23 protein-coding genes are annotated in these 25,725 nt (G+C 60.3%); 10 read left to right on the top strand and 13 right to left on the bottom strand.

The features are described 5' to 3' along the window. Nucleotides 1-2: 2 nt before the first annotated feature. The 3 genes from murJ to ACR0I7_RS14370 are packed head-to-tail and all read right to left on the bottom strand — an operon-like array spanning nt 3 to nt 5,480. The gene (gene murJ, locus ACR0I7_RS14380; protein WP_480512179.1) at nt 3-1,544 is read right to left on the bottom strand and encodes a murein biosynthesis integral membrane protein MurJ; all 1,542 of its coding nucleotides are present in this window, start codon (nt 1,542-1,544) and stop codon (nt 3-5) included. Continuing rightward, nucleotides 1,541-4,360 carry a [protein-PII] uridylyltransferase gene (locus ACR0I7_RS14375; RefSeq protein ID WP_480512177.1) on the bottom strand — a complete coding sequence of 940 codons (2,820 nt, stop codon included), beginning with the start codon at nt 4,358-4,360 and terminating at the stop codon, nt 1,541-1,543. The genes murJ and ACR0I7_RS14375 overlap by 4 nt, the downstream gene beginning before the upstream one ends. Further along, nucleotides 4,320-5,480 (bottom strand): penicillin-binding protein activator, encoded by a 1,161-nt coding sequence (locus ACR0I7_RS14370; protein ID WP_480512175.1) that lies wholly within the window; start codon nt 5,478-5,480, stop codon nt 4,320-4,322. Before ACR0I7_RS14370 ends, ACR0I7_RS14375 begins: the two co-directional genes overlap by 41 nt. Before the next feature lie 88 nt (nt 5,481-5,568). Here ACR0I7_RS14370 and rsmI point away from each other — a divergent pair, with 88 nt between their 5' ends. The 3 genes from rsmI to gshB all read left to right on the top strand — a co-directional run bounded on the left by rsmI (nt 5,569) and on the right by gshB (nt 7,793). Next, nucleotides 5,569-6,426 carry a 16S rRNA (cytidine(1402)-2'-O)-methyltransferase gene (gene rsmI, locus ACR0I7_RS14365; protein ID WP_480512173.1) on the top strand — a complete coding sequence of 286 codons (858 nt, stop codon included), beginning with the start codon at nt 5,569-5,571 and terminating at the stop codon, nt 6,424-6,426. Between the two features lies 1 nt (nt 6,427). Beyond that, a complete protein-coding gene (locus ACR0I7_RS14360; RefSeq protein WP_480512171.1) occupies nt 6,428-6,799 on the top strand; it encodes a YraN family protein in 372 nt (123 codons plus the stop codon). 61 nt (nt 6,800-6,860) lie between these two features. Further along, nucleotides 6,861-7,793 carry a glutathione synthase gene (gene gshB / locus ACR0I7_RS14355; RefSeq protein WP_480512169.1) on the top strand — a complete coding sequence of 311 codons (933 nt, stop codon included), beginning with the start codon at nt 6,861-6,863 and terminating at the stop codon, nt 7,791-7,793. Here the strand turns inward: gshB and ACR0I7_RS14350 are convergent. Genes ACR0I7_RS14350 through cobU form a run of 4 tightly spaced genes read right to left on the bottom strand, consistent with a single transcriptional unit; the run spans nt 7,790 to nt 11,397 of the window. After that, nucleotides 7,790-9,304 (bottom strand): YifB family Mg chelatase-like AAA ATPase, encoded by a 1,515-nt coding sequence (locus tag ACR0I7_RS14350; protein ID WP_480512167.1) that lies wholly within the window; start codon nt 9,302-9,304, stop codon nt 7,790-7,792. The genes gshB and ACR0I7_RS14350 overlap by 4 nt on opposite strands. A gap of 47 nt (nt 9,305-9,351) precedes the next feature. Next, a complete protein-coding gene (locus tag ACR0I7_RS14345; RefSeq protein ID WP_480512165.1) occupies nt 9,352-10,236 on the bottom strand; it encodes a glutathione S-transferase in 885 nt (294 codons plus the stop codon). Between the two features lie 58 nt (nt 10,237-10,294). Further along, nucleotides 10,295-10,873 (bottom strand): histidine phosphatase family protein, encoded by a 579-nt coding sequence (locus ACR0I7_RS14340; protein ID WP_480512164.1) that lies wholly within the window; start codon nt 10,871-10,873, stop codon nt 10,295-10,297. Next, nucleotides 10,870-11,397, bottom strand: a complete 528-nt coding sequence (gene cobU, locus ACR0I7_RS14335) for a bifunctional adenosylcobinamide kinase/adenosylcobinamide-phosphate guanylyltransferase (protein WP_480512162.1) — start codon at nt 11,395-11,397, stop codon at nt 10,870-10,872. The genes ACR0I7_RS14340 and cobU overlap by 4 nt, the downstream gene beginning before the upstream one ends. Before the next feature lie 96 nt (nt 11,398-11,493). On the opposite strand from cobU, the gene ACR0I7_RS14330 reads away from it, so the two are divergent. From ACR0I7_RS14330 to ACR0I7_RS14305, 6 genes are all read left to right on the top strand, one after another. Next, complete coding sequence (locus ACR0I7_RS14330; protein WP_480512160.1) at nt 11,494-12,372, top strand: RNA polymerase factor sigma-32; 879 nt, start codon at nt 11,494-11,496, stop codon at nt 12,370-12,372. After that, nucleotides 12,369-13,187: a ChaN family lipoprotein gene (locus ACR0I7_RS14325; RefSeq protein WP_480512158.1), complete on the top strand. Its 819-nt coding sequence runs from the start codon at nt 12,369-12,371 to the stop codon at nt 13,185-13,187. The genes ACR0I7_RS14330 and ACR0I7_RS14325 overlap by 4 nt, the downstream gene beginning before the upstream one ends. Nucleotides 13,188-13,264: 77 nt before the next feature. Next, nucleotides 13,265-14,461, top strand: coding sequence for a bifunctional phosphopantothenoylcysteine decarboxylase/phosphopantothenate--cysteine ligase CoaBC (gene coaBC / locus ACR0I7_RS14320; RefSeq protein ID WP_480512421.1), 1,197 nt, complete (start codon nt 13,265-13,267; stop codon nt 14,459-14,461). A gap of 39 nt (nt 14,462-14,500) precedes the next feature. Next, nucleotides 14,501-14,959 (top strand): dUTP diphosphatase, encoded by a 459-nt coding sequence (gene dut / locus ACR0I7_RS14315; protein WP_480512156.1) that lies wholly within the window; start codon nt 14,501-14,503, stop codon nt 14,957-14,959. After that, on the top strand, nt 14,959-16,005 hold the full coding sequence (locus ACR0I7_RS14310) for a HesA/MoeB/ThiF family protein (RefSeq protein WP_480512154.1): 1,047 nt from the start codon (nt 14,959-14,961) through the stop codon (nt 16,003-16,005). The genes dut and ACR0I7_RS14310 overlap by 1 nt, the downstream gene beginning before the upstream one ends. 82 nt (nt 16,006-16,087) lie before the next feature. Then, nucleotides 16,088-18,103, top strand: coding sequence for a M3 family metallopeptidase (locus ACR0I7_RS14305; protein WP_480512153.1), 2,016 nt, complete (start codon nt 16,088-16,090; stop codon nt 18,101-18,103). A 13-nt stretch (nt 18,104-18,116) separates the two neighbouring features. On the opposite strand, the gene ACR0I7_RS14300 is transcribed toward ACR0I7_RS14305, so the two are convergent. From ACR0I7_RS14300 to ACR0I7_RS14275, 6 genes are read right to left on the bottom strand one after another with little or no spacing between them, the layout of a single operon-like run. Continuing rightward, nucleotides 18,117-19,049: a 2-hydroxyacid dehydrogenase gene (locus tag ACR0I7_RS14300; RefSeq protein WP_480512151.1), complete on the bottom strand. Its 933-nt coding sequence runs from the start codon at nt 19,047-19,049 to the stop codon at nt 18,117-18,119. A 15-nt stretch (nt 19,050-19,064) separates the two neighbouring features. After that, the gene (gene rodA, locus ACR0I7_RS14295) at nt 19,065-20,204 is read right to left on the bottom strand and encodes a rod shape-determining protein RodA (RefSeq protein ID WP_480512149.1); all 1,140 of its coding nucleotides are present in this window, start codon (nt 20,202-20,204) and stop codon (nt 19,065-19,067) included. Beyond that, a complete protein-coding gene (mrdA, locus tag ACR0I7_RS14290; RefSeq protein WP_480512147.1) occupies nt 20,201-22,150 on the bottom strand; it encodes a penicillin-binding protein 2 in 1,950 nt (649 codons plus the stop codon). The genes rodA and mrdA overlap by 4 nt, the downstream gene beginning before the upstream one ends. Beyond that, nucleotides 22,147-22,683 carry a rod shape-determining protein MreD gene (locus ACR0I7_RS14285; protein ID WP_480512145.1) on the bottom strand — a complete coding sequence of 179 codons (537 nt, stop codon included), beginning with the start codon at nt 22,681-22,683 and terminating at the stop codon, nt 22,147-22,149. The genes mrdA and ACR0I7_RS14285 overlap by 4 nt, the downstream gene beginning before the upstream one ends. Next, entirely contained in the window at nt 22,676-23,578 is a 903-nt protein-coding gene (mreC, locus tag ACR0I7_RS14280; protein ID WP_480512143.1) for a rod shape-determining protein MreC, read from the bottom strand. Before mreC ends, ACR0I7_RS14285 begins: the two co-directional genes overlap by 8 nt. Nucleotides 23,579-23,634: 56 nt before the next feature. Then, nucleotides 23,635-24,681 carry a rod shape-determining protein gene (locus ACR0I7_RS14275; protein ID WP_039523195.1) on the bottom strand — a complete coding sequence of 349 codons (1,047 nt, stop codon included), beginning with the start codon at nt 24,679-24,681 and terminating at the stop codon, nt 23,635-23,637. A 156-nt stretch (nt 24,682-24,837) separates the two neighbouring features. Here ACR0I7_RS14275 and ACR0I7_RS14270 point away from each other — a divergent pair, with 156 nt between their 5' ends. Beyond that, complete coding sequence (locus ACR0I7_RS14270; RefSeq protein ID WP_480512141.1) at nt 24,838-25,623, top strand: 23S rRNA (adenine(2030)-N(6))-methyltransferase RlmJ; 786 nt, start codon at nt 24,838-24,840, stop codon at nt 25,621-25,623. Nucleotides 25,624-25,725: the final 102 nt, after the last annotated feature.

Genomic DNA, 25,725 nt, shown 5'->3' with positions numbered 1-25,725 from the left:
CCTTATTTGCGGCGCAGCGCGTGTTTGAACTCAGCGATATCAAAGGCCCCGAACAGATGGCCAAGAAAGAAATAGGTCGCGGCTGCCAGCTTGATCAGCAGCAACAGCGCGAGATAGCGCCAGCCTGACATCTCCAGCGTCCAGCCGAAGAAATGCACGGCCGCCCAAAGCGCAACCCCCATTCCGGTTGAGGCTGCGACGGTGCGCCACGAGCGGTGTTTGAAACGGTCGTCAAAGCGTGCCTCATTCCCCAAGCGCCGCGCGCCGATTGCCAGCAGCGCGACCATCGCCCACCCGGCAACCGAGGCCGCAATTGCCGGCGCGATCCAGCCCACCACCGGATAGAGCCCAAAGGCAAGCACTGCGTTCACCACCATGGCCACCACCGCATAGTGAAATGGGGATCTGGTGTCCTCGCGGGCAAAAAACAGAGGCTGCAGCAGTTTCTGCATCATAAAGGCCGGCAGGCCGATCCCATAGACGGCTACCGCCAGTGCGGTGGCAGCGGTGTCTTGGGCCGTGAACTGACCGCGTTCGAACAGGACGGACACCAACGGGTTGGGAATGATCAGAAAGGCCACTGTCGAGGGCAGGGTCAGCAGCAGCGTGAATTCTCCGGCGCGTGAGAACGCATTGCGCGCGCCGTCCCGATCATCTGCGCGCAACCGGCGCGACAGATCGGGCAGCAGGACGATGCCCACGGCAATGCCTACGACGCCCAAAGGTAGTTGATACAGGCGATCCGCTGCAAACAGCCAGCTAACGGCCTTTTCGGTCTTTGAAGCCACCAGTTGCCCGACCACTAGATTTACCTGTGTGACCCCCATAGCCAGCGCAGCCGGAACCGCCACGCGCACCATGCGGCGCATCTGAGGGGTGATGCGCGGCAGACCAGGGCGAATGCGAATGCCTGCGCGTTCGGTTGCGACCCAGACCAGCGCCAGTTGGGCAACGCCCGCGATGGGAATGACCGTGATCAGCCAGCGAATGACCTCGCCACCCGATGCGGCGGCTGCGATCAGGGCGGTGCAGGCAAAGATGTTCAGCAGAACCGGGGCGGCAGCAGCAGCCGCAAACCGTCCCGTTGCATTCAGAACGCCCGAGAACAGCGCCGCCAGAGACATGAACAGGATATAAGGAAACACGACATAGCCGTAATCGACAGCCATATCGAACCGCTCATCGCCATAGAACCCCTCGGCCGTCAGCCAGACCAGCCCGGGCATGAAAACCATGGCCAGCCCGACCAGCGCCAGCACGGCCGCCGCCAGCAGGTTAAAGGCATCCTGCGCAAAACCTTGCGCGTCATCGCCCCCTTCCAGCCGTTTGGAGAACATCGGCACAAAGGCCGCATTAAACGCGCCTTCGGCAAAGAAGCGGCGGAACATGTTGGGCAGGCGAAAGGCGGCGACAAAGGCGTCCATCACCGGGCCCGGCCCGATATAAGCGGTCAGCAGGATTTCCCTGAGAAACCCCAGAATGCGACTGGTCAGAGTCCAGAAGCCAACCGTAAAAAGGCCGGAAAACAACCGGATCTGTTTCATGAGGCCGCGCGCTCCGCGCCCTCTTTGATGGCTTTGCACAGCTTGGCCTCAAGGCCGCGCTGTTTGCTTTCCGAGTGGTATTTCAGGCCAAACATGTCTTTGACATAGAAGGTATCGACCACCTGTTCGCCATAGGTCGCGATCACCGCGTTTGCGATATAGACATTGGCCGCCGCAAGAGTGCGGGTCAGGTCATACAGCAGGCCGGGACGGTCGCGGGTATCAACCTCGATAATGGTGTAAATCTCGGACCCTTCATTGTCGAAGGTGATATGGGTCGGAACATTGAAGGCGCGCTCGCGCTTTTTGATCTTGTCCCGCGACTTCAGCGCCTCGCGGGCGACCACTTCACCTTTGAGAGTCTTGTGGATCATCTGTGTCAGGCGTGGCAGACGTGAGGCCTCGAACGGGTGGCCCTCGGCATCCTGAATCCAGAACGCATCTGTGACATAGCCATCCTTGGTCGTATAGCTGCGCGCATCCACGACATTTGCGCCGACAAGCGCCAAAGCGCCCGAAATCCGCGCAAAGATGCCCGGATGGTCGGCCATCGCAAAACAGGCGCGGGTTGCGTCGCGATCCTCATCCGGGTGCAGGCGGATTTCCATGCTGCCCGGATCGCCGCCGGTTTCAAGCGTGCGCAGCATCTCGGCGAATTCCACATGGGTCGCAAGGTTCAGACCCTGCCAATAGGGATCATAGTGGCGCGACGTCTCGGCCTTGAGGTCGGTCTTGGACCATGCGGCCAGCTCGGCTCGCAGGGCCTTTTTGGCTTCGGCCCCACGGTTGGCGCGGTTCAGATCCTCCATCCCGGTCTCAAGCGCGCGCTTGGTTTCGGCATGCAGGGCACGCAGCAAAGTGGCTTTCCAGTTGTTCCAGGTTGTCGGACCCACGCCGCGAATGTCGCAGACGGTCAGGACGGTCAGCAAATCCAGCCGCTTGACGGTTTTCACCGCCTTGGCAAAGTCGCGCACCGTTCGGGGGTCAGAGATATCGCGTTTTTGCGCCATATCCGACATCAACAGGTGATAGCGCACCAGCCATTCAACCGTCTCGGATTCGCTTTTGTTCAGCCCAAGCCGCGGCGCAACCTTCCGGGCGATCTTGGCCCCCAGGATCGAGTGATCTTCGGGTCGTCCCTTGGCGATGTCATGCATCAGCAGCGCGACATACAGCACCCTGCGGCTGACCCCGCGTTCCAGAATAGAAGACGCCAGCGGCAACGCCTCTATCAGTTCACCGCGCTCGATCTGGGCCAGATTGATGATGCATTGAATCGTATGCTCGTCGACGGTGTAGCTGTGATACATATTGAACTGCATCATCGCCACGATCGGTTCGAATTCGGGCAGAAAGGCCGAGAGCACGCCCAGCTCATTCATCCGGCGCAGCGCGCGTTCCGGGTTGCCGTGTTTCAACATCAGATCCAGAAAGATGCGCTGCGCCTCTTTGTTGTTGCGCATGTCATCATCGATCAGATGCAGATTGGCGGTGACCAGACGCATCGCGTCAGGGTGGATCAGCATACCCGTGCGCAGCCCCTCTTCGAACAGGCGCAACAGGTTCATTTTATCTGACAAAAAACTATCAGGGTCGGCCACGTCCAGGCGGCCATGCACCACCTTGTATCCGGGCTTTGCGCGGGGACGCCTGCGAAAGATGCGTTCCAGAAGCGGTGCGCCCTTCATATGCAGTGCTTCGAGCTTGGTCAGAAATATCCGCGTCAGTTCGCCCACGCGCGTGGCCTCGCGGAAATAGTCCTGCATAAAGACCTCGACCGCGCGGCGGCCTGCGCTGTCCTGATACCCCATGCGCTCGGCCACTTCGACCTGCAGGTCGAAGGTCAGCTGCTCGGTCGCGCGTCCCGTTGCCAAATGCAGATGCGAGCGGACGGCCCAGAGGAATTCCTCGGCCTGCACGAACGTGTCGAATTCCTCGGCGGTGAACAGGCCCAGAGGCACCAGTTCAGCCACATCTTGCACGCCGTATACATATTTCGCGATCCAGTACAAAGACTGCAGGTCGCGCAGGCCGCCCTTGCCCTCTTTGACATTGGGTTCGACCATATAGCGCTCACCCTGCTTTTGGTGACGCTCGTCGCGTTCCTGTAGCTTGGCCTCGATGAACTCGCGTTCGGTGCCTTTGAACAGATCGGTCTTGAGCTGCTCTTCCAGTTCTTGAGCCAATTCCAGGTCACCGGCCAGATACCGTTGTTCCAGCATTGCGGTGCGGATGGTGAAATCATCGGCCCCCAAACGCAGACAATCTTTGATGGTGCGCGAGGAATGACCAACCTTCAGCCGTAGATCCCAGAGCATATAGAGCATCGATTCGATGACACTCTCGGCCCAGGCGGTGATTTTGTAAGGGGTCAGAAACAGCAGATCGACATCCGACGACGGCGCCATTTCACCGCGCCCATAGCCACCTACCGCTAGAACCGCGATCTTTTCGCCTCGGGTCGGGTTCGCCAGCGGGTGAAGATAGGTGCTGGCCACCTGCATCGCGGTACAGACCAGACCGTCGGTCAGATAGGTATAAGACCGGGTCAGCGCGCGCGCCTCAAAAGGTTTCTGCGCAAAGGCTGCGGCAATGGCCGCGCGCCCCGCCTTTTGCGCGTCCCGCAGAATGCGCACGGTTTCGGCGCGCAATGTGGCTGCATCCGGGCCGGTTTCAAAGACCTCGGACACCAAGGCATGCACCTTGGTGCCGTCGAAAATCTCTTCTGCCGGACAGATCAGTGCTCCGCCGGGTAATGCTATCTGCGCTTGCGGATCAGAATCCGGCGCCTGAGAAACTTTGTGGGGCAGGGTCAATCACAACCACCTGTTTGTTCTGGATCGTAGCCACTGCCAGACCGCGTTCGTTCGTGCCATTTGGGCGCAGGCGGAAGATGCCGCCGACGCCCTGAAACCCGGCGTTTTGCGTCAGAGCAGCTGCCGTCAGCGCATCTGATTTGCCTTGGCTAACCAAGGCACCGATTGCGGCGATACCGTCATAGGCCAGACCGCTGATCGGGTGCGGTGCCAGCCCATAGGTGGCGTTGTATCGGGTGCGATAAGCCTGCGCCTTTGCCGGGTCTGGTAGGGCGAACCAACCGCCCTGAACACCAGGCAGTTCCAGCGTTTGCGGCGGAATATCCCAACGGGTCAGGCCAATATATTGCGTTTGCGAGGGTGAGACACCAGCTTCGGGCAGCAACTGACTGAACAGCGGCAGCGCTCCGGCGGTTGTGGCCGTCAGAAAGATCGAATCCGCACCTGAGGAATCAACCGTGGATTTGATGGTCGGGACCGCGTTGATGACCCCCTGCTGAGATCGGTCGAAGCCGACGGTGCCCGCGTTGCTGACACGGCTGCTGCCGAGGGCATTGGCAATCGCTGACTGCCCCAATTGGCCCGCAGCATCGTTACTGTGAACAATGACCATGCCATTTTTGCCCTGGCTGCCCGCATAATTCACCAGCCGGTTGGCGGTATTGTTGAAGGTCGGGCCCAGAACAAAGACGTTGCCGCCGGCGATGCTGGTGTTGTTCGAAAAGGACAGAACAGTGACCTTGTTGTTCAGAACAGCAAGACCTGCTGCATTGGCCGCCTGAGCGTAGACAGGTCCTATGATGATTTTCGCTCCGTCCGAGACCGCCTGTTGCGCAACAGCTGCAGCAGTACTCGCATTGCCTGCCGTGTCATAGACCCGCAGATCGATTTTTACATTGTTGAGATCGGTCATCGCCAGCCGGGCCGCGTTTTCAAGGCTCTGCGCCAGGGCAGCATCACCAGATCGCGGCACTAGCAACGCAACCGGAACAGGTTTGGATGTGTTGATCGACGGGCCTCCGCCAATCGCGCCCGGCTCACATGCCGCCAGAAAGGCGGCAGTGGCCAGGGCAGCAGCGGCCTTTGCCAGCTTGCTTACGGGCTTGCAAACGGTAAACATCTAAATGAAAACTCCCTGATCCGGCGGCGCAATTGGCTGCTGTTCTGTCGAGCCGCGATAATAAACGTCACGCTGTGAGGGTCCAGCTTTGAATTTCCAAAAGATCAGATTGGTTGCAGGCCTGTACTTTGTTGCCACTCCAATCGGAACAGCGCGCGACATTACGCTCAGGGCGCTGGATGTTCTGGCCTCTGCGGACGTTATCGCGGCTGAGGATACCCGCAGCCTGCGCCGGTTGATGGAAATCCACGGCGTCCCGCTTGATGGACGTCGGATACAGGCCTATCACGATCACAGCGGGGCGGGTGCGCGTGGCAAAATCCTTGAGGCGTTGGAACAGGGCAAATCCGTGGCCTACGCGTCCGAGGCCGGAATGCCCCTGATTGCTGACCCCGGATATGATCTGGGGCGACAGGCCGCCGAGGCGGGCCATACTGTAACTTGTGCGCCCGGGCCTTCGGCGGCTCTGGCCGCGCTGACGTTGGCCGGGCTGCCAACGGATGCCTTTTTCTTTGCCGGTTTTCTGCCCAACGCCACGGGTGCCCGGCGATCACGGATCGAGGTGTTGCGGGACATTCCCGGCACGCTCGTGTTCTACGAATCCCCGAAACGCGTTGCCAACAGCCTGTCAGATCTGGCCGAGGTTTTGGGCGCGGATCGCCAGGCCGCGCTGTGTCGCGAGCTGACCAAAAAGTTCGAAGAGGTTCGGCGCGGTACGCTGGCCGAGCTTGCCGCACAGTGCGAGGGGGCGAACATCAAGGGTGAAATCGTTCTGCTCGTCGACCGCAGCCATTCGCAAAGCGTTAAGGAATCGGACGTAGAAGAGGCATTAGTTAAGGCTCTGAAAACCCATTCCGTTCGCGATGCGGCGGATTTGATTTCCGAGATGTATGGCTTGCCGCGCCGTCCGATCTATCAAATGGCGCTGAAGCTGGGAAAGGATTGATATGACACAACGCGCGGTCCGTGGATCTGTTGCCTATCATTCCGGGCAATCAGCAGAGCTGAGCGTTGCCGCAGAGTATGAATGTCGGGGATATTCCATCGCCGAACGCCGTTGGCGCGGCTCTGGTGGAGAGATCGATCTGATTGCCCATAGTGCTGACGGGTTGGTTTTTGTCGAAGTCAAGAAAAGCACCAGTTTCGATGCGGCGGCCGCGCGGATCAGTCGTCGGCAAATGGATCGAATCTGCCTGTCTGCCCAGCACTATATTGGTCAGCAGCCTGATGGGCAGCTCACGAATATGCGGTTTGATGCTGCCCTTGTGAACGCTGCCGGAGAGGTTCACATTATCGAAAACGCCTTTGGACTGGCCTGATCCCCATTGAACCCTCGGGGCTGCTACGCCATGTATCTGGCGTGAAATTGAGGGACACGCCATGAAAATCGCCTTTCAGATGGACCCTATCGGGGCCGTAGACATCAACGCCGACAGCTCATTCCGTCTGGCAGAAGAGGCGCAGGCGCGCGGGCATCAGCTGTTTTTCTACAGCCCCGACCAGCTGGCGTATCAGGAAGGACGCATCACCGCGCGTGGCCATGATATGACGGTGCAGCGGGTACCCGGCAACCCGGCCGTGTTAGGCGATGAGCGCGAAGTGGACCTGGGCGAGCTTGACGTTGTCTGGTTGCGTCAGGACCCGCCTTTTGACATGCATTACATCACGTCGACCCATCTGCTGGACAGGCTGAAGGGGCAGGTGCTCGTGGTGAATGACCCATTTTGGGTCCGCAATTACCCCGAAAAACTGCTGGTGCTGGAATTCCCCGATCTGACGCCCCCGACCACGATTGCCCGCGATCTGCAGACCATCAAGGCGTTCAAGGAAAAGCATGGCGACGTCATTCTCAAGCCGCTTTATGGCAATGGCGGCGCGGGCGTGTTCCGTCTGGACGCGAACGACCGCAACCTGACCTCGCTGCACGAATTGTTCACCGGCTTCTCGCGTGAACCGCTGATCGTGCAGAAATTCCTGCCCGATGTCAGCAATGGCGACAAACGCGTGATCCTGGTGGACGGAGAAGCGGTTGGCGCGATCAACCGCATCCCCGCAGCAGGTGAGACCCGTTCGAACATGCATGTCGGCGGGCGGCCCGAGAAAGTCGGGTTGACCGAACGTGATCAGGAGATCTGTGCGGCCATCGGTCCGCTGCTGAAGGAAAAGGGTCAGGTCTTCGTCGGGATCGACGTGATCGGCGACTATCTGACCGAGATCAACGTGACCTCACCCACCGGCATTCAGGAACTTGAGCGGTTTGACGGCATCAATATCGCCCAAAAAATCTGGGAAGCCATCGAAGCCAAGCTTTAGGCCGCAACCTTAGCGCTGATGCGAAAGCTCAGCGCCTCGGCTACATGGGGTCGGCGGATATCCGGCGCGCCCTCTAGATCGGCGATTGTGCGCGCGACCCGAAGGATTCGGTGAAACGCCCGGGCCGACAGGCCAAATCGCTCAGCCGCCTTCAGCAGCAGGTCCTTGCCCTCGGCATCCGGCGCCGCGATCTCTTCCAGCAGGGTGCCTTCGACATCTGCGTTCTGGCGTGTATGCGGCGTGTTCTGATAGCGTTCGGCCTGTATGGCGCGGGCCTGTTCAACCCGTGCCGCCACTGTTGCCGAACTATCGCCAGAGGGTGGCAGATCGAGATCAGTAAAGCCGACGGGGGGCACCTCAAGCCTCAGGTCAAAGCGATCCATCAACGGTCCGGAGATGCGGCCCAGATAGTCCTCGCCACAACCCGGTGCGCGCGAGCAGGCGCGCGCGGGATCGGTGAGATAGCCGCATTTGCACGGATTGGCCGCGGCCACCAGCATGAAGCGGCAGGGATATTTCACATGCGCGTTTGCGCGGGCCACCATGACCTCGCCAGTTTCGATGGGCTGGCGCAGGGTCTCCAGCACGGTGCGCGGGAATTCCGGGAATTCATCCATGAACAAAACGCCGTTATGCGCCAAAGATATCTCGCCCGGTTTTGCGCCTTTGCCGCCGCCCACGATGGCGGCCATGGACGCGGTATGGTGGGGTTCACGAAACGGGCGTGACCGGCTGATGCCGCCTTCGTCCAAAATACCGCAGAGCGACTGGATCATCGAGGTCTCAAGCGCCTCAGCCGGTGTGAGCGGGGGCAGGATGCCCGGCAGTCGCGCGGCAAGCATCGATTTGCCAGACCCTGGCGTGCCGATCATGATCAGGTGGTGACGGCCCGCTGCTGCGATCTCCATCGCGCGTTTGGCGCGTTCCTGTCCTTTGACATCCCGAAAGTCACGGCTGCTGGGTGACAGGTTTACCTCACCCGGTTGGGCCGTTGGCAAGGGAGACTGGCCGGAGAAATGGCGGACTACGTCGCCCAAAGATGTTGCTCCAATGACCTGCGTGGCATCGACCCAAGCGGCCTCCGCGCTGGAGGCGCGGGGGCACAGCAGGATGCGATCTTCGGCGGCGGCCGTCATCGCGGCCGGCAGCGCACCGACCACCGGGACGAGCGATCCGTCCAGCGACAATTCCCCCAGAGAAACCGCGCCTTCTGCCGCATCGACGGGGATGATGTCCAACGCGCTCAGCAGAGCAACCGCGATGGGCAGGTCAAAATGGCTGCCCTCTTTCGGCAGATCGGCTGGTGACAGGTTGATGGTTATGCGTTTTGAAGGCAGGGCAATCGCCATCGAACTCAGCGCGCTGCGCACCCGGTCCCGCGCCTCGGACACCGCCTTATCCGGAAGCCCGACGATCGAGAACGCAGGTAGTCCCGGTGAGACGGCGCACTGAACCTCGACCGGGCGGGCATCGACCCCTTGAAAAGCTACGGTGTGGGCGCGCGTGACCATGGCAATCCTGTTCTTGGTTAACAGGACGTTGCTGCCATGGCTGCGGTTTAAGAAGTCTTAACAGCATCCACCATAGCGGTGAATTTTGGCCACGCACCCGGATCGGCGACGGTTTTGTCACGGCAAAATGTGTTGCAGAACCCCCAGACCTTGCCGTCGAGTTCCAGAAAATCGGTGACCGGCCCGCCGGAGTAGGGGCAATTGGTGTTGACCGATGGCCCGTTCGCAACTGGGGTTGCTTCAGACGTTCCCCCAACCAGCCATGGCGTCGTCGCCAGATTTTGCGCATAGGGAAAAGGTTCATAGTTAACGGTAAGCCCCATCGCCCGCCACTGCCTGACCGCAACGTCAGACAAAAGCTCCAGACAATACGCGCGGTTTATGTCGGACACCGGCAGCCCATAGCCAATGATCCGGGCCGCGACCGGCGTATAGAACACATCGGCTAGCGAATAGGGTCCGAACAGCGGGCCGGATGCGGCACCTGATATCTGGCGCGCATGGTCCCACAGCGTCTCGATACGGTCCAGATCAGCACACGTTTCGGCCGATGGCTGATATCCTTGCCAGCAATGCGACAGCTGCATCGCGCAGGCACCGCGCAGGGCTGTGAACCCGGCGACCATTTCAGCGCACAGCCAGCGCGCAGTTGCCCGGGCTGCAGGATCCTTGGGCCACAGGCCAGCCTCGGGGTGACGCTCGGCCAAGGTTTCGGCCATCGCAAGGCTTTCGCCAACAACGGTTCCGTCCGGCAGGCGCAGGGCCGGCACAAGACGCGCGGGGGCCAGAGGCTTCATATCCTCCGCCATTGTGCCGGAATAGAGCCCGATGAGATGGGTGCGATAGGTCAGCCCGAACTTTTCCAGCATCAGCCAGCCGCGCATGGACCAGCTGGAAAAAAGCCGGTCACCAATAAAGAGATCATATGTCATGTGGCGACGATCTGAAATTAGGGCGCATTCGTAAATCGGTTATTTGTGCGCCCACTCATCACGGACAGTGATTGATCTTGCCGACGGTCCACACATCGTTGTGGCGGGCGATTTCGGTCACGGACAGATTGTCGATGCGATGGGAAAACGCTTGCTGGGCATTTAGGTTCAGTGCGCGCTGCAACTGGGTCAGGATGACCCCAAAATGGGCCACAACAATCAGGTCTGCGCCGGAATGCGTGCTGATCATCGTGTCGACGACGGCATTGACGCGCTTGCAGACCTGGTTCCAGCTTTCGCCTTGCGGTGGCCGAACATCGCCGGGATTGTCCCAATAGGCAAAGGCAAGCTCGGGGTCTTCGGCCTCAATCTCGGCATGGGGCCTCAGTTCCCATGTGCCGAAATTGATCTCGCGCAGGTCGGGGTGATGCGGCAGGCGTTGTCGGCTTGCCTGAATGGCCGTTGCGGTGTCTGCGGCGCGGGACAGGTCAGAGGAGACGACGATCCCTTGTCCTGGCAGATGCGCCTGCAGTCTTGCGATGGCGGCTTCGTCGCTCAGGTCGGCAGGCAGATCAGACCAGCCGACCATGGTCTTTGCATGTGTCGGGCCATGACGCACAAGATGCAGCCGGGTCATGGCAGTTGACCTTTCAGAACCAAAGGCAGTCCGGCCGTGACCTGCACGACCAGATCGGCCTGCGCGGCCAAAGCGATGTTCAGCCGTCCCTGCGCCTCACGAAATCTACGGGCCAGCGCGTTTTCGGGTACGATGCCATGCCCAACCTCGTTTGACACAACGACGATCGGCGCGGTGCAGGTGCGCAGAGCGCTGAGAAGTCCCGATTGCGCGCGCTCGACATCATGCTCTGCCAGCAGATGATTGCTCAGCCACATTGTCGCGCAGTCGATCAGGCATATATCATCGCGACTCAGGTTGCTCAGAACCGGGCCCAGATCGAAAGGGGCCTCAACCGTGCGCCAATCGGGGCCGCGCTGCGCGATATGGAGCTTAACCTTTTCCCGCATCTCGTCATCAAACACTTGTGATGTGGCGGCGTAAACTCGCTTTTTCCCTGATGAAACAACAAGTTGTTCGGAAAATGCCGACTTTCCCGAGGCCGCCCCGCCCAAAACAAAGGTTAAATCGGGATGCAAGTTCATTACCTTTCTAGTGATCCAACCGGTTCTGCCCTGCGTATCGACCTGAGAATGGCAAGGCAAGCTTGGCCCGCGCCAGCGACAAAAAGGGAGATCTGCATGGCACTGGACAGCCCAAGTGACTTTTCAATGTCCCGGACGGCAATGAAGGCAGAATTGCTGGATGCCGAAACAGAATTGAAACTTGCATATGCATGGCGGGACGACCGGGATGAACAGGCGCTGCATCGTCTGATTACCGCCTATATGCGACTGGCGATTTCGATGGCGGCCAAGTTCAAACGCTATGGCGCGCCGATGAACGATCTGATTCAGGAGGCCGGATTGGGCCTTATGAAAGCCGCCGACAAGTTCGACCCGGATCGCGGTGTGCGGTTCTCGACCTATGCGGTGTGGTGGATCAAGGCCAGCATTCAGGACTATGTCATGCGCAACTGGTCGATGGTGCGTACGGGCTCGACCTCTTCCCAAAAATCGTTGTTTTTCAACATGCGCCGGGTTCAGGCGCGGCTGGAACGAGAGGCCGCGACCGATGGTCTTGCACTGGATCGCCACCAGCTGCACCAGATGATTGCGGCTGAAATCGGTGTGCCCCTGCGCGATGTCGAAATGATGGAGGGGCGGCTGTCCGGCTCGGACTTTTCACTCAATGCCGTACAATCTGCCGATGAAGATGGCCGCGAGTGGATCGATGCGCTGGAAGATGAGCGAGAGCAGGCAGCTGAGACAGTCGAGAACAGCCATGACACGCAACAGCTGCGCGATTGGCTGGTGGCTGCCATGCAGGCTTTGAACGATCGTGAACGTTTTATCGTACGCGAACGCAAGTTGCGCGAACCGGGGCGGACGTTAGAGAGCCTTGGCCAGGAACTTGGACTGTCCAAAGAACGCGTACGCCAGCTTGAGGCCGCAGCCTTTGGCAAAATGCGTAAGAAGCTTGAAGCGCAATCCGGTGAGGTGCAACACTTCTTCGCATGAGACTTTCTGCGATTCTTGCGGCTTCTTTTTTGTGTGTCTTTGCCTCTCAGGGGGGTGCTCAGGGACGGGTGCCTGATGATGTGCGCGACCAAATTTTGGGCGCGGATGTCGTGATCCTCGGCGAAATCCATGACAACCCACAGCACCATATTGTGCAGAAAGAGGCGATCGAGGTCATGGAACCTGCGGCGGTTGTCTGGGAAATGGTTACCGAGGAGGGCGCGCAGCGCCTTGCCCAAAAGGCAGCTACCAATCCTGCCGAGCTGTCCAGAATCCTGCGCTGGGCTGAATCCGGCTGGCCACCGCTCAGTATGTATTATCCGGTCTTTCAGGCCAGCAACGCCCCGGTCTATGGCGCGATGGTTCCGCGCAAGGCGGCCCGCGCCGCGATGGAGCGTGGGGCAGCGACGGCCCTGGGGGCCGATGCCGCCCGCTATGGTCTGACGGTTCCGCTGGCGCCCGAGGACCAGGCCGCGCGCGAAGCAGACCAGCTGGCGGCGCATTGCAACGCCATTCCATCCGAGTCGCTGCCGCAGATGGTGGCCATTCAACGCCTCAGAGATGCGGTCTTGGCGCGCGCGATCCTGCGCGCCACGGATGAGACCGGCGGCCCGGTGGCCGTCATCACCGGCAATGGCCACGCGCGCAAGGATCGTGGCATCCCGACTTATCTGTCCCGCCTGCGTCCGGGTCTGAAGGTCTTTGTTCTGGGCCAGTCCGAAGAGGGTATGATCGAGGGTGAGTTTGACGCGGTCATCGACAGCCCCGCCGTCGAGCGCGAAGACCCCTGTAAGGCGTTTCAGGTTCAGAACTGACTGGTTGCAATATCCTCTGGAACTCAGCAGTGGCGTTGCCTAAGGTCAGGATCGACCGAGACGCGGAAAGGCTGAACATGCTGGCATCCAAACGTATTCTTCTGATCATCGGCGGAGGAATAGCAGCCTATAAGTCGCTAGACCTGATCCGGCGGCTGGCTGAACGGGGCGCGCAGGTCACCCCCGTCCTGACCCGCGCAGCCGAAGAATTTGTGACCCCCCTGTCGGTGTCCGCATTGGCCGGCGAGAAGGTCTATCGCGATCTGTTCGATCTGACGGATGAGGCTGAGATGGGGCATATTCAATTGTCCAGATCAGCCGATCTGATCGTGGTTGCCCCCGCAACGGCGGATCTGATGGCCAAGATGGCGGCGGGGTTGGCCAATGATCTGGCCTCGACCCTGTTGATGGCCACGGATACGCCGGTTCTGATCGCGCCCGCGATGAATGTGCGGATGTGGGAACACCCTGCGACCCGGCGCAATCACCAACGGCTTTTGGCAGACGGCGTCCGTTTCGTAGGACCGAACGAAGGCGATATGGCCTGCGGTGAATACGGGCCGGGGCGCATGTCGGAACCGCTTGAGATTGTCGCCGCTGTAGAGGCTGCGCTGGGCACCGGGCCGCTGGCAGGCAAGCGTATTCTGGTGACCTCTGGCCCCACGCATGAGCCGATTGATCCGGTGCGTTATATCGCAAACCGATCATCCGGTGCGCAAGGAACCGCTGTCGCGCGGGCGCTGGCTGCTTTGGGGGCCGAGGTGGTCTTTGTGACCGGCCCTGCAGATGTGCCGCCGCCGCAAGGCGTGCAGGTTGTGCCTGTTCAGACGGCACAGCAGATGTCGGACGCGGTGGATGCCGCTCTGCCCGTCGACGCAGGCGTGTTTGCCGCTGCGGTTGCGGATTGGCGTGTGGCCAGCGCGTCGGACCGAAAGCTCAAGAAATGCCGCGATGGGTTGCCGACGTTGGAATTTTCCGAAAATCCCGACATCCTGAAGCGGGTGTCTCAAATGAAAACCGGACGTCCGGCGCTGGTGGTTGGCTTTGCTGCGGAAACCGATGATGTGATCGCTCATGCCACGGCCAAACGTGCCCGCAAGGGCTGTGACTGGATCGTGGCAAATGATGTCAGCCCGGCCACCGGGATCATGGGCGGATCGGAAAATGCAGTCATCCTGATTTCAGAGACCGACACCGAAGAATGGCCCCGTATGGGTAAGGACGCCGTTGCCGCCATACTGGCAGAGAAAATAGCCGGGGCATTGGTCGACTAACGCCCGGTCCCGGTTCAGAGAACAGAACACAGAGGTAGATTGATGGTTGCAATTCGTGTGATCCGCGAAGACGACGCCGACCCTGAGGTGGCGCTGCCGTCTTATGAGACTGCGGGTGCAGCCGGTGCGGATGTCCGCGCCAACCTGCCGGGCGGGGCATCCATCATTCTGGAACCCGGTCAGCGCGCGCTGGTCCCCACCGGGCTGCGGATCGAAATTCCCGAAGGGTACGAGGTGCAGGTGCGTCCGCGCTCGGGGCTGGCGCTGAAACACGGAATCACATTGCCCAACACGCCGGGCACCATCGACAGCGATTATCGCGGCCCATTGGGTGTGATCGTGCTGAACGCCGGGCAAGAGCGGTTCGAGATCGTACATGGTGAGCGCATTGCGCAGTTGGTGGTGGCCCCGGTGGTGCAGGCCCGTTTTGAGGTGGCGGAAACGCTGGGCGCCTCCGCGCGCGGGGCGGGTGGTTTTGGGTCCACCGGTCGCGGCTGATGCTGCTTGTTCTGGTTCTCGCCGCCGCCCTGTGGGGGATTGGTTATCTGGCCGGGGTGTCGCGCACGGCGCGTGCTGTCTCGGTCTCGGTATTGCTGGTTGGCGTTGTGCTTGCACAGTTGATCCTGCCCAATGGTCATCCGTTGCGCGCCGCGACCGGAGGATCAGCGGCAATCTGGCTCATCCTCGGCGGCACTGTTGCGCTGGTCCTGCTCTACGCACGGGTGCTAAAGCTGCTGCGCACCCGGGCTGCGCCCGAGCAGGAAAAGGAGCAGGCAGTGGCATCCGGTCAATTCAGCGAAACAGAACTGGAGCGATATGCGCGCCATATCGTGCTGCGCGAACTTGGCGGTCCGGGCCAGAAGCGGCTCAAAACGTCGCGTGTGCTGGTCATCGGCGCAGGTGGGCTGGGCGCGCCGGCACTGCAGTATCTTGCGGCGGCTGGTGTCGGCACAATTGGTGTGATCGATGACGATCTGGTCGAAAACGCCAATCTGCAACGTCAGGTGATCCATCGCGACGCGGATATCGGCATGCCTAAAGTCTTTTCAGCGCAACAAGCGATGGAGGCGCAAAACCCCGCCGTCGTCGTGCGCCCCTATCATCGCCGCCTGACGGATGAGATCGCTTCGGATCTGTTTGGTGACTATGATCTGATCCTGGACGGAACGGACAACTTTGAGACGCGCTATCTGGCAAACAGGGTTGCGGTGAAGCTGGGCAAGCCTCTGATTTCGGGGGCCTTGTCCCAGTGGGAAGGGCAGCTCAGCGTGTTCCATCCGGCCAGCTCGGGGCCCTGCTATCAGTGTATCTTCCCCGAGGCTCCGGCAGCGGGTCTTGCGCCATCCTGCGCCGAGGCTGGTGTTGTCGGTCCTTTGCCCGGTGTCGTTGGGTCGATGATGGCGGTTGAGGCGATCAAGGTTATCACAGGCGCCGGTCAGCCGCTTGTGGGCGAGATGCTGATTTATGACGCGCTCTATGGCGAGAGTCGCAAGATCACGCTGTCGCAGCGCCCAGACTGTCCGGTCTGCGCAGCGGCGTCATAGCATCTTAAATCAAAAGATCATCGGTTCGCCCTCTGGACCATCTTGGCCTGCCTGCATAGCTTGTCGGACAAAGGAGACCGCAATGCCCAACCCCATCCTGTCCGACTGGACGACGCCGTTCGAAATTGCCCCTTTCGCCGACATTTCGGATGATGATTTTGCACCCGCTCTGGATCAGGCGATGCAGACCCATAACGCGCAGATCAATGCGATTGCGTCCAATCCCGAAGCCCCCAGTTTCGCCAACACGATCGAAGCGCTCGAGGCCGCAGGAGAGCAGCTGGACAAGGTTCTGTCGGTCTTTTTCACCATCGCCGGGGCAGACAGCAATCCCAAACGCGAGGAACTGCAACGCGATTTCTCGCCCAAGCTTTCGGCGCATTTCTCGGGCATTTCGTCCAACAAGGCTCTGTTCCAGCGAGTGGCTGACCTGTGGCAGCGCCGCGATGATCTGGGCCTGACCGACGAACAGGCGCGTGTGCTGATGCTGACCCACCGGGGGTTCGTACGCGCGGGCGCTGCGCTGCAGGGTGACGAGGATGCCCGTATGCAGGACATCAAGTCTCGGCTGGCTTCGCTGGGAACATCCTTTACCCAGAACCTGCTTGCGGATGAGCGGGATTGGTTCATGGAACTGACCGAGGGTGACCTTCAGGGCCTGCCCGCCTTTGTCGTTGATGCCGCACGCGCGGCGGGTCAGGAAAAAGACGCTGGCGGTCCCGTGGTTACGCTGTCGCGGTCGCTGATCGTGCCGTTCCTGCAATTTTCGCCACGCCGCGATCTGCGTAAGAAGGCGTACCGCGCTTGGGCCGCGCGTGGCGCAAATGGGGGTGAGACCGACAACCGTGAAATTGCCGCCGAAATCCTGCAACTGCGCAGTGAACGGGCCAGACTGCTTGGGTACGATACCTTCGCCGATTACAAACTTGAGACTGAAATGGCGCGTACGCCGGACCGGGTGCGCGATCTGTTGATGCAAGTCTGGGAACCGGCGAAACAGCGCGCCGATGCAGATGCGCAGGTTCTGACCGAGATGATGCGCGTTGATGGGATAAACGGCCCGCTTGAGGCTTGGGATTGGCGCTACTACGCAGAAAAGCGGCGCAAGGCCGAGCATGATCTGGATGAGGCCGCGCTGAAACCCTATCTGCAGCTGGATCGCATGATCGAGGCGGCGTTTTCCTGTGCCACACGTCTGTTTAGCCTGGAATTCACGCCGCTTGATGCGTCGCTCTATCACCCCGATTGCCGCGCGTGGGAGGTGACGCGCGATGGTCAGCACATTGCCGTATTCATCGGCGACTATTTCGCGCGCGGATCGAAACGGTCGGGTGCGTGGTGCAGCGCCATGCGCGCGCAGGCAAAGTTCCCCGAACCGCAGGCGCCGGTGGTTATCAATGTCTGCAACTTTGCCAAAGGTGACCCGGCGCTGTTGTCCTATGACGATGCACGAACGCTATTCCACGAATTTGGCCATGCGTTGCATCAGATGCTGTCGGACGTGACCTATGAGAGTATTTCGGGCACCAGCGTAGCGCGTGATTTTGTCGAACTGCCCAGCCAGCTTTATGAACACTGGTTGGAAGTGCCTGAGGTCTTGGCCGAGTTTGCCACCCATGCAGAAACTGCCGAGCCGATGCCGCAGGACATGCTGGATAAGGTGCTGCAGGCCGCCAATTTCGATCAGGGGTTTCAGACCGTTGAATATGTGGCGTCTGCGCTGGTCGATCTGGCGTTTCATGACGCGGAGGCTCCGACCGACCCGATGGAAAAACAGGCTGAAGTTCTGGCCGCGATCGGAATGCCCGCTGCCATCGGGATGCGCCACGCGACCCCGCATTTTGCCCATGTCTTTTCGGGCGACGGGTACAGCTCGGGCTACTACAGCTATATGTGGTCCGAGGTGATGGATGTAGACGCTTTTGCTGCTTTTGAGGAGGGAGGTGGGGCTTTTGACGCCGAACGGGCCAAAGCGTTGGAAGAGCATATCCTGTCGACCGGCGGCTCCAAAGACGCCGAAGACCTGTATCTGGCATTCCGTGGGCGTTTGCCCGGTGTCGAAGCTTTGCTGAAAGGGCGCGGTCTGATCGCGGCCTGATCGAACAGGACCGTCAGTATCCCAACTGGCGGTCCACCAGATGCAGAAACGGCTCACCCGCCTCACCGCGCCGAATGTTCTCACAAATCACCTGCGCGGCGGTTGCGGGGCGGGTTTCCGAGGCGATATGCGGTGTCACCGTTACATTCGGATGCTGCCAATAGGGATGCGCCTTCGGCAGAGGCTCGGTTCGGAAAACATCCAGTGTGGCATGGTCGACCTGTCCTGAGTTCAATGCCTCCAGCAGCGCATCGTCGTCGATCAGGGGCCCGCGCCCCGGATTGATAACCCGCGCGCCCCTGGGCAGAAGCGAGAGTGTTTCGGCGTTCAGGGTGTTTGTTGTTGCGTCGGTGTCCGGCAACAGCAGAACGATGATTTCAGCGCTGCCAAGGGCAGTTTTCAACCCGTCATCCCCATGCAGGCAGGTGACCCCGTCGATCTGTTTAGGCGTCCGGCTCCAACCCGTGACCTGGAAATTCAGCGCCGCCAATGCCTGAGCACAGGCCTGCCCAAGCATCCCAAGCCCCAAAACACAAACCCGGCGCCCGGACGCAAGCGGTGGGACAGTCGGAGACCAATCGCCGTTTTGCTGGGTGATGTGCGTGTCCATGCCAAGGTGATAGCGCAACACATGCCCGACGACCCATTCGGTCATACCCTGGGTCAGCCCATGATCCACCATCCGCGCCAGAGGGACGGTCAGGGTGTCATTATCTGCGATGCTTTCGACACCGGCCCAAAGGCTCAGCACCGCTTTCAGCCGTGTGTAGGGGGAAAAGTCCAACAACCCGCCGTTTGGGGCATAGACCACATAGTCGACCTCGGCCGGTTCAATCTCGTTCGCCAGCCGCACTAGCAGACCGGCTTGGTCAAGCCCTGCAGCGATCAGCGGTTCATAGACCGGCCACAGCCCCGGGCGAGCGGAAAACAGAACGTTGACGGGCATAGAGGGCCTTTCGGATTATCGGGGGCGGTGGATATGGGCACTTTGCACGATACCAAAGGCGGCCATCAGAACCAGCATGGCAGAGCCGCCATAGCTGACCATGGGCAACGGCACACCCACAACCGGGGCCAGCCCCATGACCATCGACATGTTGACAGCAAAGAACAGGAAGAAGTTCAGCGAAATCCCCAGCGTGACCAGTGAGGAGAACCGATCCTTGGTCGACAGGGCCGTCACCATGCAAAAGATCAGGATCAGCCCATAGAGGATCAGCAATGTGATCCCGCCGACAAATCCGAACTCTTCTGCCAGCGTGGTAAAGATAAAGTCGGTGTGCTTTTCGGGCAGAAAGTTCAGCCGCGATTGTGTGCCCTGCATGAACCCGCGCCCATTCCAGCCGCCCGAGCCAAGGGCGATCTTGGACTGGGTGATGTGATAGCCCGCGCCTAGCGGATCGGTTGAGGGATCGAGGAAGGTATCGATGCGCCGAAACTGATAGTCCTTGAGCAGCTGCCAATCGGTGCCGCGGCTATTGAACACTGTCGCAACCAGACCGACACCCGCGGCGATGACGGCGGCGAAATAGGCCCAATGCACGCCGGCTAGAAACATCAGCCCGCCTCCGGCTGCCAGCAACAGGATCGAGGTGCCCAGATCGGGTTGCTTCAAGACCATGAAAGTTGGGATCAGGATCAGGATCACCGGGACCAGCACCCAAAGCGGGCGCGAGGTTTTCTGGGATGGCAGCCAGTCGTAATAGGCGGCCAGAACCATGACCAGCGCAACTTTCATCACCTCGGAGGGCTGCAGCCGCATGAACCCCAGATCGATCCAGCGCTGCGCACCCATACCGACCGTTCCGAAAAGCTCAACAAAAATAAGCAACACGATTGAGCCGATATAGGCGAGCACCGACATGTTGCGCCAGAACCATATGGGCACTAGTGCTATGATGAACATAACCGTCAGGCCAAGCCCAAACCGTTCGATCTGCGGCTCGGCCCATGGCATCCACGACCCGCCCGCCACTGAATACAGCATCAGGAACCCGGCGCTGGCCGTGCTGATCAGCAACAGGGTTAGCGGCCAGTTCATATACAGAAATTTGCGGAACCCAGACGGTGTCGATTTGACGGCGTATTCAAGATAGCTCATGCGCGGTCCTTTTCGTCAGGCCGCGCTTTGGGGCGCCGGTCGCCCTCCAGCCGTTTTTGTTGTTCCCTGATACGTTCCCGATCGCCAACAGGATAGGCCTCAAGCGGTGGCGTGCCATCATAAAGGGCCTGCAGCAAGATATCCCGTGCAACTGGCGCAGCCGCTTTCGAACCACCCCCGCCATGTTCGACCACAACGGCAATTGCGTATTTCGGGTTGTCATAAGGTGCAAAGCTGACAAACAGCGCGTGGTCGCGGCGCTCCCAGGGCAGATCCTCGTTGCGGATCACACCGGCAGCACGTTCAGCCTTGGTGATGTTGCGCACCTGACTGGTGCCGGTCTTGCCGGCCATGCGGAACTCATCTGCAATAATGCGGCTGCGATAGGCCGTGCCGCGCCGGTCGTTTGACACGGTGAACATCGCCCGACGAACCTGTTCCAGATTGTTGCGGTTGACCGCCAGCGGCTCGCCCGCGCCCGAAGGTTGCTCGACACCGTCGACGGAACGCAACAGGCGTGGCGTTACCGAACGTCCTGTGGCAAGGCGGGCTGTCATGACCGCAAGTTGCAGCGGCGAGGCGAGCATGAACCCTTGACCAATAGAGGCGTTAGCCGTGTCCCCAACCAACCAGTCCTCGCCGTGCACGCGCTGTTTCCATAGCTGATTTGGGGCAAGCCCCTCAGCCACCGCAGACATCGGGATGTCGTGCCTGATCCCCAGACCGAATGTACGCGCCATGTCCGAGATCTTGTCGATCCCAACCCGCAACGCCACGTCATAATAGTACACGTCGCAACTGCGTTTCAGCGATGTTTCCAGATCGACCATGCCATGGCCGCCTCGCTTCCAGCAGTGGAACCGGCGGCTACCGACCTTGAGGTGCCCCGGACAATACACCGTGTTGCCCGGCCCGATGACCCCGGCCTCAAGCGCGGCCATCGCTGTGATCATCTTGAAGGTCGAGCCGGGCGGGTATGTCCCCTGCACCGTCTTGTTGGCCAGCGGCCTGTACTTGTCTTCGGTCAGCGCGCGGTAGTCGCCCACCGAAATCCCGCGTACGAACAGGTTGGGGTCAAAACTGGGGGCAGAGCTGATTGCGCGGATATCCCCGGTCTCACAGTCGATGACAACGGCGGCGGCGCTTTCACCGGCCAGGCGGGCCTGGGCATATTGTTGCAGGTCTGCGTCGACCGACAGTTGCAGGTCAGACCCCGGCAGGCCCTCGCGCCGGTCCAGCTCGCGCATCACCCGGCCAGTGGCGTTGACCTCAACACGTTTAGCCCCGGCCTTTCCACGCAACGAGGTTTCTTGCTTGGCCTCGAGACCAACCTTGCCAATCTGAAAGCGCGGGATGCGCAACACAGGCTCAGGGTCTTGTATCTGGCTCAGGTCATAGTCGCTGACCGGGCCGACATAGCCCACGACATGGGCGAAATCCTCGTACCGGGGATATTGCCGCGTCAGCCCGACCTCCGGCGTCACGCCGGGCAGGGCAGGGGCGTTGACGGCAACTTTTGAGATGTCCTCCCACGTGACCTGATCGGCCAGGGTGACGGGCAGGAACGGCGCAGACCGGCGCATCTCGGCGCGGGCGCGTTCGATTTCGTCCTCATTCAGGGGGATCAGTCCTGAAAGCTTGGCGATGACCTTGTCGATATCGCCCGCATCCTCGCGTACGATCACGATCCGGTAAGATGGAGAGTTTTGTCCGATGACCTGACCATTGCGGTCATAAATCCGCCCGCGCGACGGAGGGATCAGGCGGATGTTGACCCGATTCTCTTCAGCCAGAAGGCGATACTGATCGGCCTGATCGACCTGCATGAAACGCATCCGCGCCGCCAGCCCGCCCACAAACGCAGCTTGCAGCCCGCCCAGCACCAGCGCACGCCGGGGCAGACGTTTATAGGCGAGCCCTTGCGATTTAGGCTTTGGTCGCTTCATGCGCGCCCTCCAATCGTGCCCGTATCTGCAACCGAGGCGCGCCTGACGCAAAAGACGCTCTGGCTGAGTACCACCACGGCCGGATAGGCGATGACCGTCAGGATCAACTGTATCATGGCCGGTGCCAACGCCACCTGCTGTACCGATAGCACCGCAAGGATAACACGGTTTGCCAGAAAGACCGCAGCCATCACGGCACCGACGGTGCTCCACTCGCCGGCAAAGCCCATGTCACGCATACCCGGCGTTGCCGACCGCAGATAAGCCGCCCCCATGACAATAAGCGCCGCCAGCAGGCCTGGCGGGCGTTGGAACAGTAGGTCGGTCATCAGCATGACAATGGCAATGCTGAGGGTCGGGACATAGTCAGGCCGACGGAGCACCCAGGCAAAGGTCAGCGCCAAAAGGACGTCGGGAAAGGGCCAGCGATCCGGTTGCGTATCCAGCGGCAGAAGATGCAAAAACACCACCAGCGTAGCCAGGCCAAAATACAGCCCGCGCATGATCCACAGGTGAGAGGTGACCTTATCCATCGCCAACCTCACTCGGGTTCAAGGCCGCCTCCGGCAACGGAGGTCCGATGACCGCACCCGGATTGCGGATGGGCTCAGCCGCGTGAAACCGCAGCACACGCAGGAATTCGAGGCGTTCAAAATCAGCCGAGGGCCGCACGCGCAGCCTGCCCCCCGGATCAACTGAAATCTGGCCGATTAGCAGCCCGGCGGGGAACACGCCGCCATCGCCTGATGTGATCACACGATCTCCGGGGCGAACCAGTTCGCGGTTTTCCAGAAACTCAACCACGGGCGCGGCGGTATTATCCCCGGCAATAAGCGCGGTTTGCCCCGATGGCTGGATGGTTGCAGGAATTGCGCTGGACGCGTCGGTCATCAGAATGACCCGCGCGGTGTCGGAGCCAACACCTGAGATGCGCCCGACCAGACCGATGCCGTCCATCGTCGCCCAGCCATCAACGATTCCGTCGCGCTCTCCGACATTCAGCAGCACGGACTGGCGAAAGGGCGACCCGCTGTCCGCCATCACAACGCCAGTGATGTAGGTCAGGCGCGGATCAAGGCGGACATTGTTTAGGTCCAGCAGTCGCGCGTTTTCCTGTTCCAGCTGCAGGGCGGCCTCTTTCCAGGCGCGCATCAGGCGCAGTTCGCTGCGCAGTTCCTGATTCTGTTCGCTGAGACGCTGGTAGCTTTGGAAGTCACGCGCCAGATTGACCACGGCGGTCACCGGGATCATCGCCCATTCCATCGAGGGCACAACCTTGTCGACCACCTGCGCGCGGAACCGTTCGACCCGGGGGCTGTCGATGCGCCAGACGATGAAGATGCCCATCAGGCACAGGACAACAATCCCCAGAAACAGACGGCGCAGGGGGGTCGTATAGTCATCGCGCTGTGATCGCTCCTTTGCCACAGGTTACCTTCCCGTGCTGCTCTTGCCCGAGTGTTCACCCCAAAAGGGTGCGCGCCTTAGCTTTCATAGTCAATCGCGTGGCGCAGCTGTTTTTCATATTCTAAGGCTTTGCCGGTGCCCAAAGCCACACAATTCAGGCTTTCGTCGGCAATCGATACCGCCAGACCAGTCTGCTCACGCAGAGCCAGATCCAAATCCCCCAGCAACGCGCCACCGCCGGTCAGCATGACGCCGCGATCCACGATATCTGCGGCCAGATCGGGGGGGGTGGTTTCCAGCGCGGTCATCACCGCTTCGCAGATTTGCTGGACGGGTTCCGAGAGTGCCTCGGCGACCTGCGCCTGGCTGATCTCGATTTCCTTTGGCACACCGTTCAACAGATCGCGCCCGCGGATATGCATCGATTGGCCCCGTCCGTCATCGGGCATCCGTGCCGTGCCGATGGTGGTCTTGATGCGCTCGGCTGTGGATTCACCGACCAGCAGGTTCTGTTGACGTCGCAGGTACGAGATGATGGCCTCGTCCATCCGGTCTCCACCAACGCGGACCGAACGGGCGTAAACGATGTCGCCCAGCGACAGAACCGCGACCTCGGTGGTCCCGCCGCCGATATCGACAACCATGTTGCCGGTCGGGTCGGTGATCGGCATCCCGGCACCAATGGCGGCGGCGATGGGCTCGGCGATCAGGCCGGCGCGACGCGCGCCTGCAGACAGAACCGACTGACGGATCGCGCGTTTTTCAACTGGGGTTGCGCCATGCGGCACACAGACGATGATTTTTGGCTTCGAAAAGGTCGAACGCTTGTGAACCTTACGGATGAAGTGCTTAATCATTTCCTCAGCGGTGTCAAAATCGGCAATGACACCTTCGCGCATCGGGCGGATGGCCTCAATCGAGCCAGGCGTACGGCCCAGCATCAGCTTGGCGTCTTCGCCCACGGCCAGAACCTTTTTCACGCCATCCTTGACGTGATAGGCAACCACTGATGGTTCAGATAGGATAACGCCGCGCCCCTTGACATAAACCAGCGTGTTCGCCGTCCCAAGGTCGATAGCCATGTCCGCAGTGAACAGGCCGCCCAGATTGCCAAAGATCCCCATGTTTCCCCTGATCCTGTATGTCAGTTTTTTCTACTGCCCGCGACTCGACGGTTCCGGGACGGATGACTTATAGGGTGCCAACTCGCCCGGTAAAAGGGCTGATTCCATGACAATCAGCACCTTTTCGCCTCATTGGTTAGGACTTTAGAAGGCAAAATGCTCTCATATCAACATATTTACCACGCGGGGAATCTGGCGGATGTCCAAAAGCACGCTCTTTTGGCGGTTATGCTTGCCTATCTGACCCGCAAGGATAAGCCGCTGAGCTATATTGAGACCCATTCGGGCAGGGGGTTGTACCAGCTGGATGGTGCTGAGGCGATGCAGACGGGTGAGGCCGCGGCAGGGATTCAGCGCGTAGAGCGAGAGGGCTGGTTTGGGCCGGATCATCCCATGTCGGATGTGTTGCAGTCGGTGCAGGCGCAGCATGGCAAGGCGGCCTATCCCGGATCACCGCTTGTGGCCGCGACCTTGCTTAGGGATCAGGATCGCCTGCATTTTGCCGAGCTGCATCCAAAGGAATATGCGGCGTTGTCCCAGGCGCTGCGGCCTCATGGCGCAAAGGTTTACCGGCAGGATGGCTTCGAGCTGGCGCAGTCTTTGTTGCCTCCGACGCCAAGACGGGGGGTGGTGCTGATTGATCCCAGCTATGAGGTGAAGGCGGATTATGACCGTCTGCCGGGGCTGATCGCCAAATGTCACCGTAAATGGAACGTCGGGGTTATCGCGTTGTGGTATCCGATTTTGACGGATGAACGCCATGCTCCTATGGTCAGGGCGCTCAAGGCTCAGGGCTATCCCAAGGCCATATGCCATGAGGTGCGGTTTCCTCCTGCGCGCGAAGGCCATCGGATGATCGGGTCGGGGATGTTCGTGCTGAACGCGCCGTTTGGCATAGCTGAGGAAATGGATCGCCTTTCGGGCCTGTTTGATCGGCTCTGAGGCACCGTCCTATCCGAAAACAAAAAAACCTCCCGCTCCGTTTGCCTGCATAAGAGATGCCGTCAAACGAGTTGGGCCCGGCAGCGCGCCTGCGGCGCGCTG

The sequence above is a fragment of the Ruegeria sp. AM1 genome (assembly GCF_056540745.1).
Note: the sequence above shows the minus strand (reverse complement) of the source record. Positions and strands in the feature narration are given on the sequence as shown.